This is a genomic window from Pannonibacter sp. (assembly GCF_051860505.1).
GTDB lineage: Bacteria > Pseudomonadota > Alphaproteobacteria > Rhizobiales > Stappiaceae > Pannonibacter.
Map to the genome: position 1 here is coordinate 82,011 of NZ_JBHYDX010000002.1, position 13,830 is coordinate 95,840.

The following is a 13,830-nucleotide window of genomic DNA, read 5'->3' on the forward strand; positions in this document are numbered from 1 at the left end:
CGCGGACACGCGCGGGCCCTTCCAGACAAGACAACAAGTCCGCCAGGGACAGTCCGGGGATCCAGACCATGAAGAAGATCAACAACGCCATTGGCGGCCGCGAAGTCGTGTCGAATTCCGGGCGCGTCGCGCCGGTGTTCAACCCGGCGACGGGCGAACAGGTGGCCGAACTCGGACTGTCGTCGGCAGCCGAAGTGGCGGACGCCATTGCGGTGGCCAAGGCCGCCTTCCCGGCCTGGCGCGACACGCAGCCGCTGAAGCGCGCCCGCTTCATGTTCCGCTTCAAGGAACTGCTCACCGAAAACGCGGATGCCATCGCCCGGGCGATTTCCGCCGAACACGGCAAGACCCATGACGATGCGCTTGGCGAAGTCGCGCGCGGCATCGAGGTGGTGGAATTTGCCTGCGGCATCCCGCATCTCCTGAAGGGCGAGTTCGCCCGCAACGTCGGGCCGGCCATCGACAGCTACTGCGACCGCCAGCCGCTCGGCGTCGTCGCCGGCATCACGCCGTTCAACTTCCCCGCCATGGTGCCGCTGTGGATGTATCCGATCTCGGTTGCCTGCGGGAACACGTTCATCCTCAAGCCGTCCGAGCGCGATCCGTCTGCGGTCATGTTCGTCTACGACCTGTTCCGGCAGGCGGGCTTCCCCGAGGGTGTCCTCAATGTGGTGCATGGCGACAAGGAAGCCGTGGACGTTCTCCTGAAGCACCCGGACGTGAAGGCGATCTCCTTCGTCGGCTCCACGCCGATTGCCGAATATGTCTATGCGACCGGCACCGCCCACGGAAAACGCGTGCAGGCGCTCGGCGGGGCCAAGAACCACATGATCATCATGCCGGACGCCGACATGGACCAGGCCGCCGACGCGCTGATGGGTGCGGGTTATGGTTCCGCCGGCGAGCGCTGCATGGCCATCTCCGTCGCGGTTCCCATCGGCGAGAAGACTGCGGACGCGCTGGTTGAAAAGCTCATCCCCCGCGTCGAGGCGCTGAAGATCGGTCCGGCCACGGACAAGTCGGCCGATATGGGGCCGGTGATCACCGAGGCGCACAAGCGCAAGGTGCTGGGCTACATCGACCAGGGCGTCAAGGAAGGCGCCAAGCTGCTGGTCGATGGCCGCGGCTTCAATCTGCAAGGCTACGAGAACGGCTATTTCGTCGGCGGCACCCTGTTCGACCGCGTGACGAAGGACATGACGATCTACAAGGAAGAAATCTTCGGTCCGGTGCTTTCGGTCGTGCGGGCCAAGGGCTACGAGGAAGCGCTGACGCTGATCAACGAGCATGAGTATGGCAACGGCACCGCGATCTTCACCCGCGACGGCGATGCGGCGCGTGCCTTTGCCGACCGGATCGAGGTCGGCATGGTTGGCATCAACGTGCCGATCCCGGTGCCGGTGGCCTATTTCTCCTTCGGCGGCTGGAAGCGGTCTCTGTTCGGCGATCACTCGATCTACGGGCCGGAGGGCGTGCGCTTCAACACGCGCATGAAGACGGTCACCACGCGCTGGCCGGCCGGTATCAAGGACGGCGCGGTCTTCACCTTCCCCAGCCTCGAATGACGGCAAGCCGGCAAGACCACACGAACCACAGCATCAGGGAAACGGCATCATGGCAGCACTGGGACAGAACCTCAGGATCAACCCGGACCGGCTCTGGGACAGTCTGATGGACATGGCGAAGATCGGACCGGGCATCGCGGGCGGCAACAACCGCCAGACCCTGACGGATGCCGACGCCGAAGGCCGCAAGCTGTTCCAGTCCTGGTGCGAGGACGCAGGCCTGACGCTGGGCGTCGACAAGATGGGGACGATGTTCCTGACCCGTCCGGGCAGCGACCCGGACGCCCTCCCCGTCTATGTCGGTTCGCATCTCGACACTCAGCCAACCGGCGGCAAGTATGATGGTGTGCTCGGCGTGCTGGCGGGTCTCGAACTGGTGCGCACGCTGAACGACCTCGGCATCAGGACGAAGCATCCTATTGTCGTCACCAACTGGACCAACGAGGAAGGCGCACGCTTTGCCCCCGCCATGCTGGCCTCCGGCGTCTTTGCCGGCGTACACAGCCTTGACTACGCCTATGGCCGCAAGGACCCGGAGGGCAAGACCTTTGGCGATGAACTGAAGCGCATCGGCTGGGTCGGTGAGGAAGAGGTGGGCGCACGCAAGATGCACGCCTATTTCGAGCTGCATATCGAGCAGGGCCCGATCCTGGAGGCCGAAGACAAGCAGATCGGCGTCGTCACCCATTGCCAGGGCCTGTGGTGGCTGGAGTTCACGCTGACGGGCCGCGAGGCGCACACCGGTTCGACGCCGATGAACCTGCGCGTCAATGCCGGACTGGCCATGGCGCGGATCATGGAAATGGTCCAGACCGTGGCGATGGAAAACCAGCCCGGCGCGGTCGGCGGCGTCGGCCAGGTGAATTTCTCGCCCAACTCGCGCAACGTGCTGCCGGGCAAGGTCGTCTTCACGGTCGACATCCGTACGCCGGATCTCGCCAAGCTCAACGCCATGCGCGCCCGCATTGAAACCGAAGCCGCCGAAATCTGCGCGGCGCTCGGCGTCGGCTGCGCGGTGGAGGCCGTCGGTCATTTCGATCCGGTGACCTTCGATCCGAAACTCGTCACCAGCGTGCGGGCGGCAGCTGAGCGGCTCGGCTATAGCCACATGGATCTGATTTCCGGCGCGGGCCACGACGCCTGCTGGGCAGCCAAGGTTGCCCCCGCCACCATGATCATGTGCCCCTGCGTCGGCGGCCTGTCGCACAACGAGGCGGAAGACATCTCGAAAGACTGGGCCGGCGGCGCCTGCGACGTGCTGCTGCATGCGGTGCTGGAGACGGCGGAAGTTGTGGGGTGAGTGATGCGGCTGGTGGCCTGTTTGGTGTTTTCTCCGCGCCGTCCCGGCCCTGAGCCGGGACCCGTGAAGGGGGCTCAGAGTGAGGCGCGTTCGAGCTTCGGGCGGTGGCGGGAATTTGTAACCCGGCACTCCTCCGCATGACAGGTCCCGGCTCAAGGCCGGGACGGCGCGGGAGTTTTGGGGAGCGCGGGAAACACCGACTGCATATGAAACCAAAAGGGAACAGACATGGCAAGCACTGTGATCAAGGGCGGCACCGTGGTGACCGCTGATCTGACTTACGAAGCCGATGTGAAGGTCGAGGGCGGCAAGATCGTCGAGATCGGCAAGAACCTCTCCGGCGACAAGGTGCTGGATGCCAAGGGCTGCTACGTCATGCCGGGTGGCATCGATCCGCATGTTCACCTCGAGATGCCCTTCATGGGCACCTATTCGGCCGATGACTTTGAAAGCGGCACCCGCGCCGGGCTTGCCGGCGGCACCACCATGGTGGTCGATTTCTGCCTGCCCTCCCCCGGCCAGTCGCTGCTCGACGCGCTGTCCATGTGGCACAACAAGACCAGCCGGGCGACGGCGGACTATTCGTTCCACATGGCGATCACATGGTGGGGCGAACAGGTGTTCAACGACATGGAGACTGTCGTACGCCAGAAGGGCATCAACTCCTTCAAGCATTTCATGGCCTACAAGGGCGCGCTGATGGTGGATGATGACGAGATGTTCTCCTCGTTCCAGCGCTGCGCGGAACTGGGGGCGCTCGCCATGGTCCATGCCGAGAACGGCGACGTGGTGGCCCAGATGCAGGCCAAGCTTCTGGCAGAAGGCAACACCGGCCCTGAGGCGCATGCTTATTCGCGGCCAGCTGAAGTCGAGGGCGAGGCCACCAACCGCGCCATCATGATCGCCGATATGGCGGGCGTGCCGCTCTATGTGGTGCATCTGTCTTGCGAGCAGAGCCACGAGGCCGTGCGCCGTGCCCGGGCCAAGGGCATGCGCGTCTTTGGCGAGCCGCTGATCCAGCACCTGACGCTCGATGACAGCGAATATGCCCATCCTGACTGGGACCATGCCGCCCGCCGCGTCATGTCGCCGCCGTTCCGCAACAAGATGCATCAGGACAGCCTGTGGGCCGGCCTGTCGTCGGGCTCGCTTCAGGTGGTGGCGACGGACCATTGCGCCTTTACGACAGCACAGAAGCGCAACGGAATCGGCAACTTCACCCAGATCCCCAATGGCACCGGCGGCCTTGAAGACCGCATGCCCATGCTGTGGACCTATGGCGTGGCGACCGGCCGGCTGACGATGAACGAGTTTGTCGCTGCGACCTCGACCAATATCGCCAAGATCCTCAACATGTATCCGAGGAAGGGCGCGATCCTTGTGGGGGCGGATGCCGACATCGTCGTCTGGGACCCGAACCGGGAGAAGACGATCTCGGCCGCCAGCCAGCAATCCTCCATCGATTACAACGTCTTCGAGGGCAAGCATGTGAAGGGCCTGCCGCGCTTCACGCTCACCCGCGGCCACGTGGCCATTGAAGAGACGACGATCAACACCCGGGAAGGCCACGGCGAATTCGTCGCCCGCCCGCCGGTCACGGCCGTCAACAAGGCCCTGTCGACCTGGAAGTACCTGGTCGCGCCGCGCAAGGTGGAACGCAGCGGCATTCCGGCCAGCGGGGTCTGAACTGGGAGGCTTGCTCCGCCAGTCCCCCTCCCCCCCCGAGGGGAGGGGTTAGGGGGGGGTGAACCACACGGGGGGCCTTGCGAGTACGGCAGCCCTGCAGGAGTTCCGGTTGCAAGGGTGGAGGGAGCGGCAAGGCCGTTACCCCCACCCCTACCCCTCCCCTCAAGGGGGAGGGGTACAAGTGGCAAGGCCTTGGGTGATGTTGGTTGGCGTCGCTGGACCATGACGAAATGCGGCTCGCCCCACCCCTAACCCCTCCCCCCTTGAGGGGAGGGGTTAGGGGTGGGGGTGAGCCACACGGAAAGGCCTGAAGATTGAGGCAGCGCGGCAGGTGTTCCGGTTGCAAGGGTGGAGGGAGTAGCAAGGCCGCTCCCCCCACCCCTGCCCTTCCCCTCAAGGAGGAGGGGTACAAGTGGCAAGGCCTTGGGTGATGTCGGTTCGCATGGCCGGAACGTGACGAAATGCGGCACTCTCCACCAGTCCCCCTCCCCCTTGAGGGGAGGGGTTAGGGGTGGGGGTAGACCACACGGAAAGGCCTGACGATTACGGCGGCGCGGCAGGAGTTCTGCTTGCAAGGGTCAAGGGTGCGGCAAGGCCGTGTCCCCCCCCCCCCCCCCCCCCCCCAAGGGGGAGGGGTACAAGTGCCAAGGCCTAGGGTGATGTCGATTGATGGGAGCGGGAAATGGCACCGACGCAAGTCAAACGGCCAGCAATCACGCGGGCAAGACGACTGCGGGAGGCCATGACCGATGGGGAGCGGAGGCTGTGGCAGAGCCTGAAGACGTTTCGGCTTCTGTACGGGTTCCATATCCGCAGGCAGGTGCCAATCGGGCCCTACACAGCAGATTTCGCCTGCCATGCCGCACGGCTGGTGATCGAGATCGACGGGGAATGGCATGAAGAAGCTGGACGCCGGCAGAGAGACAAGCTGAGGGACGAGTGGATGGCGCAAGCCGGTTACCGAACTCTGCGCATATCGAGTGGCGACCTGAGCGAGAATTTTGACGGGTGTTTGAACCTGATCCTGACTGACCTAGGGGGACTGAAATGAACGCAACGGCCATGAAACATCCCCCCGCCCCACATGGGGACCGGGCCGGGCCTGTGATTGATATCGAGAAGCTGTCGCTGACCTTCGAGACCAATGACGGGCCGGTCCATGCCCTGTCCAACATCGACCTAAAGATCGAAGAGGGCGACTTTGTCTCCTTCATCGGTCCGTCGGGCTGTGGCAAGACCACGCTCTTGCGGGTCATCGCCGATCTGGAACAGCCGACGGCCGGCAGGATTGCCGTCAATGGCATGAGCCCGGAAGAGGCGCGGCTGAACCGGGCCTATGGCTATGTGTTCCAGGCGCCCGCGCTGTATCCCTGGCGGACGATAGCCGGCAATGTTGCCCTGCCGCTTGAAATTATGGGGCTGGAGCGGACGGAACGCGAGGCGCGGATCGCGCGCAACATGGACCTGGTCAACCTCAAGGGCTTTGAGAAAAAATTCCCATGGCAATTGTCGGGTGGCATGCAGCAGCGTGCGTCCATCGCCCGCGCGTTGGCTGTCGAGCCGAAGCTGCTGCTGATGGACGAGCCCTTCGGCGCACTGGACGAGATCGTCCGCGATCATCTCAATGACCAGTTGCACCAGCTCTGGGCCAAGACCAACAAGACGGTGGTCTTCGTCACCCATTCGATCCCGGAAGCGGTCTACCTGTCGACCAAGATCGTGGTGCTCTGCCCACGCCCCGGCCGGATCTATGATGTGATCGAAAGCGACCTGCCCCGCCAGCGCACGCTCGATATCCGCGAGACGCCAGAGTTCCTGAAGATTGCCCACCGTGTCCGCGAGGGGCTGAAGGCGGGGCATTCCTATGACGACTGAGGCTTCTCCGCGTCCGCTCTCCCCTTTCGCCGGGCTCATGTCGGGCACGACTGGCCCTGTGCTGGTGGTGGTGCTTGCGATCATAGCCATCTGGTATGTGGCAACCGTTGCCCTCAATGCCCCGTTCCAACGCGACATTTATTCCCGCGCCGGCCAGGCCGACGTCCCCTTCACCCAGCTTCTGGCCGATACGCTGGCGCAGGAGCGACCGGTTCTGCCCTCGCCGCATCAGGTGGCCGGCGAGATCTGGGACACGACCGTCAACAAGAAGATCACCTCCAACCGCAGCCTGATCCATCACACCGGCATCACCCTCACCTCGACCTTGACCGGCTTTGTCATGGGCACGCTGCTCGGCATCGGCCTTGCTGTCCTCGTCGTGCATTCGCGCGTGCTCGACATGTCGCTGATGCCCTGGGTGATCTCCTCGCAGACGATCCCGATCCTCGCCATCGCGCCGATGATCATCGTGGTGCTGAATGCGGTCGGAATTTCCGGGCTGATCCCGAAGGCAATGATCTCGACCTATCTGTCGTTCTTTCCTGTGACGGTCGGCATGGTGAAAGGCCTGCGTTCACCTGAACTCATCCACCTCGATCTGATGCGCACCTACAGCGCCAGCCGGGCCGAGACCTTCTGGAAGCTGCGGTTGCCCTATGCGGTGCCGTATCTGTTTGCCTCGATGAAGGTTGGCATTGCTGCCAGCCTCGTCGGCGCCATTGTCGGCGAACTGCCGACGGGCGCTGTGGCCGGGCTCGGGTCTCGCCTACTTTCAGGGTCCTATTATGGCCAGACGCTGCAGATCTGGTCGGCACTGATCGTGGCCGCGGTCGTTGCCGGGCTGCTGGTCACCCTGATCGGGCTGCTGGAGAAACTCACGCTGACGCGGATGGGGATGAACCGATGAGCACGATTGCCGCGGGCCAGCCCCGCATCGACACGCCCGCGCTGCTGGCGATCACCGTCCTCGTCTTCGCGGTGCTGGGCCTGACCGGGACGGCCTTCCGCCCGGATCTGGGTGCGCTGGACCTGCCCCGGCTTGCCATCGTGGTCACGGTGCTTGCCATTCTTGGCGTGCGCTACACGCTGGGATTTGCCCGCCACAAGCTCGGCGATGTCATCATCGGAGCGGTGACCGCCCTCTCCGCCTGGTTCCTTGTCGGCACTGCCGGCAAACATCCCGGCCAGGCCGCCTTCGGCTTCTGGTGCCTGACACTGGCCACCTGGGCAGCGGCCTGGCTGTTCGTCGAACGTCTTGCGCATTGGCGCGGCCTGTCGCCCACTGCGCAGAAGCTGGTCAATCTGGCGATCCCACTGATCTTCGGTGTCACAGTGCTGGTGCTGTGGCAGCTTGTCGTGGTCGGTGCCGGAATCCCGCAGGTGCTGCTGCCCTCCCCCGGTGCCATCGGCGCGCGGCTGGTCAGCTCGGTGCCGGTGCTCTGGGCCGACTTCCAGCAGACCTTCCTGAAGGCGGTGCTGGCCGGCTATGCCATCGGCTGCGGCAGCGCCTTTGTCGTGGCGATCCTGATCGACCGGGTGCCGTTCCTGCGCCGGGGCCTGCTGCCGATCGGCAACCTGGTCTCGGCCCTGCCGATCATCGGCGTCGCCCCGATCATGGTGATGTGGTTCGGCTTCGACTGGCCGTCAAAGGCTGCGGTCGTCATCATCATGACCTTCTTCCCGATGCTGGTGAACACGGTGGCAGGGCTCGCCGCAGCTGACGCCATGCAGAAGGACCTGATGCGCACCTATGCGGCCTCCTACTGGCAGACGCTGGTCAAATTGCGCCTGCCGATGGCCCTGCCCTTCATCTTCAACGCGCTGAAGATCAACTCCACCCTCGCCATGATCGGCGCGATTGTGGCCGAGTTCTTCGGCACACCAATCGTCGGCATGGGGTTCCGCATCTCCACGGAAGTGGGGCGCATGAACCTCGACATGGTCTGGGCCGAGATCGCGGTCGCGGCGCTGGCTGGCTCGCTGTTTTACGCGGCCGTCGCCCTGATCGAGCGCATCGCCACGTTCTGGCATCCCTCGCAGCGCGGCTGAGCGGGCCGAACCGGCATAGGCACCTGGCCGGGAAGCCTGTAGGCTCCCGGCCAGGTGATTCCGTCTGATCTGCCTTGCAAGGACCGCCATGAAGCCCGGCCGCGACATTTCCGTTCTCATCAACATTATGGCAGCGCTGCGCACCCCTGTGACGGGCTGCCCCTGGGACCTGGAGCAGGATTTCTCCACCATCGCCCCCTACACGGTCGAGGAAGCCTACGAGGTGGCGGAGGCAATCAGCCGCAACGACCTCGATGACCTGCGCGAGGAACTGGGCGATCTGCTGTTGCAGGTGGTCTATCATTCGCGCATGGCCGAGGAACAGGGAGCCTTCAGCTTCCCCGATGTGGTGGAAGCGATCACGAAGAAGATGATCCGCCGGCATCCGCATGTCTTCGGCGACGACACCGCCCGCAGCTCCGGCATGGCCAAGGGCATGTGGGACCGCATCAAGGCCGAGGAAAAGGCCGAGCGCAAGGAACGCCGCGCGGCTCTTGGTATGGCCGATACAGAACCTGGTTATCTCGATGCGGTGCCCTCCGCCTTCCCGGCCCTGATGGAGGCGGAAAAGATCCAGCGGCGGGCCGCCCGCGTCGGCTTCGACTGGGACAGCTTTGCGCCTGTCATCGCCAAGATCCGGGAAGAACTGGACGAGCTGGAAGCCGAGCTGAAGGACCACACCGCGCCTGCCGTCACCGGCAACGTGCCGGACGCGATCAAGGACGAGATGGGCGACGTGCTGTTTGCGCTGGCGAACCTTGCCCGTCATCTGGACGTGGAGCCGGAAGACGCGCTGAAGCGGACCAACGCCAAGTTCCGCCGCCGCTTTGCTGCCATCGAGGCCGAAGCCACCCGCCGCGGCGTTGCGCTGGAGGACATGACACTCGATGAGATGGAAGCGGTCTGGCAGGCGGCGAAGGGGAAGTGAGCCGACCAATTAGCAGGCCAGGATTTTTTGGCACGATCTCCAGCCGGTCTGCTGGCGTGCCCTCCTGACAGGTCCCGGCACAAGGCCGGGACGGCGCAGTCACTGAGTTGCTGGCGGCGCAATAGCCGGGTTGCTGCAGCGCCACCGGCCTGCGTTGCGGGTTTGTAGTGCGGGAAATCTGGAGGGACAGCTTTTCTCCGCGCTGCCCCGGCCTTGTGCCGGGGCCTGTCATGGGGCCTCAGCTTGCAAGACGTTCACTGCCAGAGATCAGTTGCTGTCAGCTTCACTCCGCCCCTTCAATGAACGCACCATAGCGCGCCCGGAAGTTGCCGCGCTGCTTGTCGGAGACGCGCACGGTCAGTTCGATGCCCTCGTCCGTGTCCTCGCGCGCCAGAACCTCGGCGATCTGGTAGAGACCGGCCAGCAGGTGACCGTCGGTAACGGGCAGAACGAGATCGAACCGGTCATCGCCAAGGGCGACGAAATTCTCGATCCGCGCGAGCAAGGCATCGACACCATCGCCCGTGAGCGCAGAAAGAGCGATCGCGCCTTCGGGCCCGTTCGCCTCCAGCAGCTTGCCTTGGCGTTCAGCATCAAGACAGTCGATCTTGTTCCAGACCTCGACGATGGGTGCACCGGTCTGCGCGCTGACACCGAGGGCCTCCAGCGTGCGGGAGACGTCGACCGCCTGGGCTTCTGTATCCAGATGGCTGATGTCGCGCACATGCAGGATGAGATCGGCTTCCAGCACCTCTTCCAGCGTCGCGCGGAAGGCGGCGACCAGATGGGTCGGCAGTTCCGAGATGAAGCCCACGGTGTCGGACAGGATGACCTCGCGGCCGTGCGGCAGCTTGATCCGGCGCAGGGTGGGATCGAGCGTCGCGAACAGCAGGTCCTTGGCAAAGACCTCGGACGAGGTCAGCCGGTTGAACAGTGTCGACTTGCCGGCGTTGGTGTAGCCGACGAGTGCCACCACCGGCTGGGGGATCTTCTTGCGCTTCTTGCGGTGCAGGTCGCGGGTGCGCCGCACCTGCTCCAGCTCACGCTCCAGCCGCAGGATCTTGTCCTGGATCTGGCGGCGGTCGGCTTCAATCTGGGTTTCACCCGGGCCGCCCATGAAGCCGACACCGCCGCGCTGGCGTTCAAGGTGGGTCCAGGAACGCACGAGCCGGCTCTTCTGCCAGCTGAGATGGGCCAGATCGACCTGCAGCCGGCCTTCCTTGGTGCGGGCGCGGGCACCGAAGATTTCCAGGATCAGACCGGTCCGGTCGATCACCTTGGTCTTCAGTTCCTTTTCCAGATTGCGCTGCTGGATCGGTGTCAGCGCATGGTCGACCACGACCACGTCGACCTCATGCGCCTCGACGAGAGCCGCGATCTCCTCGACCTTGCCGGTGCCGAGCAAAGTCGCCGGACGGCGCTTGGGGATCTTGACGATGAGGGCATCGACAATGTCGAGTTCGATGGCCGCGCACAGGCCAACCGCTTCCTCGAGCCGGGCTTCCGGCGTACGGACGGCGGATGCATCGGTTTCGCTGCCCCGTACCGTCTTGTCGGCCGTGATCGGCTCGATCACCAGGGTACGGGAAATCGGCGTGCGCCGATCCATGTCTGGCCCACGCTCGCCCGGCGCGGTCTCGCCGCGCCGGCGTTCGCCCGAGGGGCCATCAGATCTGGGAGTTTGCGTCAATCAGGCGCCCGCTTTGTCGGAGCCTTCTTCGCCCGGTTCGAACAGCTGAACCGGACCATTGGGCATGATCGTCGAAATTGCATGCTTGTAGACCAGCTGCGAATGTCCGTCACGGCGCAGCAGGACGCAGAAATTGTCGAACCAGGTCACAACACCCTGCAACTTGACACCGTTGATCAGGAAGATTGTGAGCGGGATCTTCTGCTTGCGAAGATGATTCAGAAAAGTGTCTTGGAGATTCTGCGCACGCTCAGCCATGAGTCTTCTTATCCTGTATCTGCCACATGCGGCCGGGGCATCTGGCAATTGCTTTTTTTACGCAGGGGAGCGAGGCCTTGAACACAAACGCTGCCGCCTCTCCCGGCTGCACCGGGTCCGCCCTGAGACTATATCAAGTCAGCTATGCTGCCCCACTACTATTTCACACGTTTAGCGGATTTCTTCCAGATGGCTCGCCGTGTGAAATGCTTGGCGCAAACCGGTTGCAATGCTGCCCGGGTGCCCATTGCCGATTGGCCGTCCATCGAGCTGAACCACCGGCATCACAAGCGTGGAGGCAGCAGTCACAAAGGCTTCGCGGGCCTCAAATGCTTCCTCAAGCGTAAAGGCGCGTTCCTCGAATCGAATGCCTTCGCGCGCCACCAGGTCCAGAACCACCGCCCGGGTGATGCCCTTCAGGATGCCGCTCTCGGCCGGCCGGGTCACCAACACGCCGTCCTTCGTGACGATCCAGGCATTGGTCGAGCCGCCTTCGGTGACATGGCCGGTCGCATCGACGTACCAGGCCTCCTTGGCACCCTGCTCGCGCGCATATTGCTTGGCAAGGACATTGGGCAGCAGGCCGACCGTCTTGATATCGACGCGCGGCCAGCGGTTTTCAGGATGGCTGACGACGGCAATCCCGGTCTCGGCCTGCGTGTCGCCCGCGCGCGGGTTGGTCGACTTCGCTGTAATCACAATCGATGGCGGTACATCGCCTGCAGGGAAGAAGTGATCGCGCCGGGCGACACCACGGGTCACCTGCATGTAGACGAGGCCGTGGCGGACGCGGTTGCGGCGGATCACTTCCTTCATGACAAAGGTCAGCGCCCGCCGCGTCATCGGCATGGCGATGCGCAGTTCCCGCAAGGACCGCTCCAGCCGGTCCAGATGGCGCGGGCCATCGACCAGATTGCCCTGCCAGACCTCGCAGACCTCATAGACACCGTCGGCAAACTGATAGCCACGGTCCTCGATATGCACTGAAGCGGAAGCGTGGGCGGCGTATTCGCCGTTTACATAAGCAATTCGGCTCATGATCCTGTCCCTGAAACATTCTGAAAGGGTGAGCCTCGCGGCTCAGAAAAACTCTAGGCTGACGCGGAACATCTGCTCGACCTGACGCACGCGATTGGCCATGGCAAAGATGACGATACGGTCCCGCGCCTGGATCTGCATCCCGCCATTCGGCATCAGCACCTTGCCGGAACGGAACACGGCGCCGATGCGGATCCCGTCCGGAAGATCGATGTCGCGCAACGGCCGGCCAACCAGCGGCGAGGTTTCAAGTGCCTCGGCCTCGATGACTTCCGCCGCACCATTTTGCAGCGAATGCACGCCGCGAATACGACCGCGCCGGACGTGTTGCAGGATCCGTGAAATCGTGACCGTGCGCGGGCTGATATAGGCATCAATTCCGAGCGCATTGGCAAAGGCCGGATAGCTCGGGTTGTTGAGCAGCGACAGGTTGCGCCGGCAGCCCATCTTCTTGGCCATGACGCAGGACAGGATGTTGACCTCGTCATCATTGGTCAGGGCCACCATTGTATCGGCGGCAGAGACGTCGGCTTCCTCAAGGATGGCCTGGTCCAGCGCCGAGCCATGCAGGATGACCGAGCGCTTCAGTTCATTGGCAATGCCAACCGCGCGTTCCCGCGAGGATTCGATCACCTTGATGCGCGTCTTCGACTGCCGCTGTTCCAGCGCCTTGGCAACATAGAGGCCGATGTTGCCGCCGCCGGCGATGACCACGCGATTGGCCTCCGGCTCCTCGTGCCCGAAAATGCCCAGGGTTCGGCGCACCTGGTCGCGCCGGGCAACCACATAGGCAAGGTCATCGACCAGAAGCTGGTCGGAACTTTTGGGAACGAACAGCTTGCCCCCACGGAATACACCAACGACAACCGCGCCGAGGTCCGGGAACAGGTCGGTGAGCTGCTGCAGCGGCGTATCGACGACGGGACAGTCTTCCTGGCAGACGATGCCCACCATCACCACCTGGTCATCGGCAAACCGCACGGTTTCGGCGGCGCCCGGCAGGGCCAGACGACGCAGCACCATGTCGCCCACCTCGATTTCCGGCGAGATGATCACGTCGATCGGCAGATGCTCACGGGCAAACAGATTGCTCCAGCGGCCCTGCAAGTAGCTCTGGGCGCGCACGCGGGCGACCTTGGTCGGCACGTTGAACAGGGAATGAGCCACCTGGCAGGCGACCATGTTGACCTCGTCATAGAGGGTCACCGCGATGATCATGTCAGCCTGGTCGGCGCCGGCCTGGGCCAGCACGTCCGGATGGGCGCCGTTGCCGACAAAGCCGCGCACATCGAGCTGATCACTGATCGCGTTGACGAGTTTGGGCGAGGAATCGATCACCGAGACATCGTTCTGCTCGGCAGCAAGACGCTCTGCAATGCCGTATCCGACCTGTCCGGCTCCGCAAATGACGACTTTCATCGGAACGAACTCCCGAAAGACT

12 protein-coding genes are annotated in these 13,830 nt (G+C 63.8%); 8 read left to right on the forward strand and 4 right to left on the reverse strand.

Features of this window, described 5'->3' with window-relative positions; translation table 11 throughout:
- The first annotated feature begins 68 nt into the window (after window positions 1–68).
- The 8 genes from ACTIFE_RS01765 to mazG all read left to right on the forward strand — a co-directional run bounded on the left by ACTIFE_RS01765 (window position 69) and on the right by mazG (window position 9,403).
- A complete protein-coding gene (locus tag ACTIFE_RS01765; protein ID WP_439527450.1) occupies window positions 69–1,565 on the forward strand; it encodes a CoA-acylating methylmalonate-semialdehyde dehydrogenase in 1,497 nt (498 codons plus the stop codon).
- A 49-nt stretch (window positions 1,566–1,614) separates the two neighbouring features.
- The gene (locus ACTIFE_RS01770; protein ID WP_439527451.1) at window positions 1,615–2,865 is read left to right on the forward strand and encodes a Zn-dependent hydrolase; all 1,251 of its coding nucleotides are present in this window, start codon (window positions 1,615–1,617) and stop codon (window positions 2,863–2,865) included.
- A 228-nt stretch (window positions 2,866–3,093) separates the two neighbouring features.
- Window positions 3,094–4,551 carry a dihydropyrimidinase gene (hydA, locus tag ACTIFE_RS01775; protein ID WP_439527452.1) on the forward strand — a complete coding sequence of 486 codons (1,458 nt, stop codon included), beginning with the start codon at window positions 3,094–3,096 and terminating at the stop codon, window positions 4,549–4,551.
- A 742-nt stretch (window positions 4,552–5,293) separates the two neighbouring features.
- Window positions 5,294–5,602: an endonuclease domain-containing protein gene (locus tag ACTIFE_RS01780; protein WP_439527453.1), complete on the forward strand. Its 309-nt coding sequence runs from the start codon at window positions 5,294–5,296 to the stop codon at window positions 5,600–5,602.
- An 11-nt stretch (window positions 5,603–5,613) separates the two neighbouring features.
- Window positions 5,614–6,426 carry an ABC transporter ATP-binding protein gene (locus tag ACTIFE_RS01785; RefSeq protein WP_439527454.1) on the forward strand — a complete coding sequence of 271 codons (813 nt, stop codon included), beginning with the start codon at window positions 5,614–5,616 and terminating at the stop codon, window positions 6,424–6,426.
- Window positions 6,427–6,463: 37 nt separating this feature from the next.
- Window positions 6,464–7,333, forward strand: a complete 870-nt coding sequence (locus ACTIFE_RS01790) for an ABC transporter permease (RefSeq protein ID WP_439527618.1) — start codon at window positions 6,464–6,466, stop codon at window positions 7,331–7,333.
- Window positions 7,330–8,475: an ABC transporter permease gene (locus ACTIFE_RS01795; RefSeq protein WP_439527455.1), complete on the forward strand. Its 1,146-nt coding sequence runs from the start codon at window positions 7,330–7,332 to the stop codon at window positions 8,473–8,475. The genes ACTIFE_RS01790 and ACTIFE_RS01795 overlap by 4 nt, the downstream gene beginning before the upstream one ends.
- 88 nt (window positions 8,476–8,563) lie before the next feature.
- Complete coding sequence (gene mazG / locus ACTIFE_RS01800) at window positions 8,564–9,403, forward strand: nucleoside triphosphate pyrophosphohydrolase (protein ID WP_439527456.1); 840 nt, start codon at window positions 8,564–8,566, stop codon at window positions 9,401–9,403.
- A 283-nt stretch (window positions 9,404–9,686) separates the two neighbouring features.
- On the opposite strand, the gene hflX is transcribed toward mazG, so the two are convergent.
- From hflX to trkA, 4 genes are all read right to left on the reverse strand, one after another.
- Entirely contained in the window at window positions 9,687–11,012 is a 1,326-nt protein-coding gene (gene hflX, locus ACTIFE_RS01805; protein ID WP_439527619.1) for a GTPase HflX, read from the reverse strand.
- Window positions 11,013–11,093: 81 nt separating this feature from the next.
- Entirely contained in the window at window positions 11,094–11,351 is a 258-nt protein-coding gene (gene hfq, locus ACTIFE_RS01810; protein WP_106754155.1) for an RNA chaperone Hfq, read from the reverse strand.
- A 171-nt stretch (window positions 11,352–11,522) separates the two neighbouring features.
- The gene (locus ACTIFE_RS01815) at window positions 11,523–12,389 is read right to left on the reverse strand and encodes a D-amino-acid transaminase (RefSeq protein WP_439527457.1); all 867 of its coding nucleotides are present in this window, start codon (window positions 12,387–12,389) and stop codon (window positions 11,523–11,525) included.
- A 42-nt stretch (window positions 12,390–12,431) separates the two neighbouring features.
- On the reverse strand, window positions 12,432–13,808 hold the full coding sequence (gene trkA / locus ACTIFE_RS01820; RefSeq protein ID WP_439527458.1) for a Trk system potassium transporter TrkA: 1,377 nt from the start codon (window positions 13,806–13,808) through the stop codon (window positions 12,432–12,434).
- Window positions 13,809–13,830: the final 22 nt, after the last annotated feature.

What these genes read in the sequence shown, in the direction of transcription:
- ACTIFE_RS01795 (WP_439527455.1), top strand. Translation starts at nt 7,330, where the DNA reads ATGAGCACGATTGCCGCGGGCCAGCCCCGCATCGACACGCCCGCGCTG.
- hydA (WP_439527452.1), top strand. Translation starts at nt 3,094, where the DNA reads ATGGCAAGCACTGTGATCAAGGGCGGCACCGTGGTGACCGCTGATCTG.
- mazG (WP_439527456.1), top strand. Translation starts at nt 8,564, where the DNA reads ATGAAGCCCGGCCGCGACATTTCCGTTCTCATCAACATTATGGCAGCG.
- ACTIFE_RS01815 (WP_439527457.1), bottom strand. Translation starts at nt 12,389, where the DNA reads ATGAGCCGAATTGCTTATGTAAACGGCGAATACGCCGCCCACGCTTCC.
- hfq (WP_106754155.1), bottom strand. Translation starts at nt 11,351, where the DNA reads ATGGCTGAGCGTGCGCAGAATCTCCAAGACACTTTTCTGAATCATCTT.
- ACTIFE_RS01770 (WP_439527451.1), top strand. Translation starts at nt 1,615, where the DNA reads ATGGCAGCACTGGGACAGAACCTCAGGATCAACCCGGACCGGCTCTGG.
- ACTIFE_RS01765 (WP_439527450.1), top strand. Translation starts at nt 69, where the DNA reads ATGAAGAAGATCAACAACGCCATTGGCGGCCGCGAAGTCGTGTCGAAT.
- ACTIFE_RS01780 (WP_439527453.1), top strand. Translation starts at nt 5,294, where the DNA reads ATGACCGATGGGGAGCGGAGGCTGTGGCAGAGCCTGAAGACGTTTCGG.
- ACTIFE_RS01785 (WP_439527454.1), top strand. Translation starts at nt 5,614, where the DNA reads ATGAAACATCCCCCCGCCCCACATGGGGACCGGGCCGGGCCTGTGATT.
- hflX (WP_439527619.1), bottom strand. Translation starts at nt 11,012, where the DNA reads ATGGATCGGCGCACGCCGATTTCCCGTACCCTGGTGATCGAGCCGATC.
- trkA (WP_439527458.1), bottom strand. Translation starts at nt 13,808, where the DNA reads ATGAAAGTCGTCATTTGCGGAGCCGGACAGGTCGGATACGGCATTGCA.
- ACTIFE_RS01790 (WP_439527618.1), top strand. Translation starts at nt 6,464, where the DNA reads ATGTCGGGCACGACTGGCCCTGTGCTGGTGGTGGTGCTTGCGATCATA.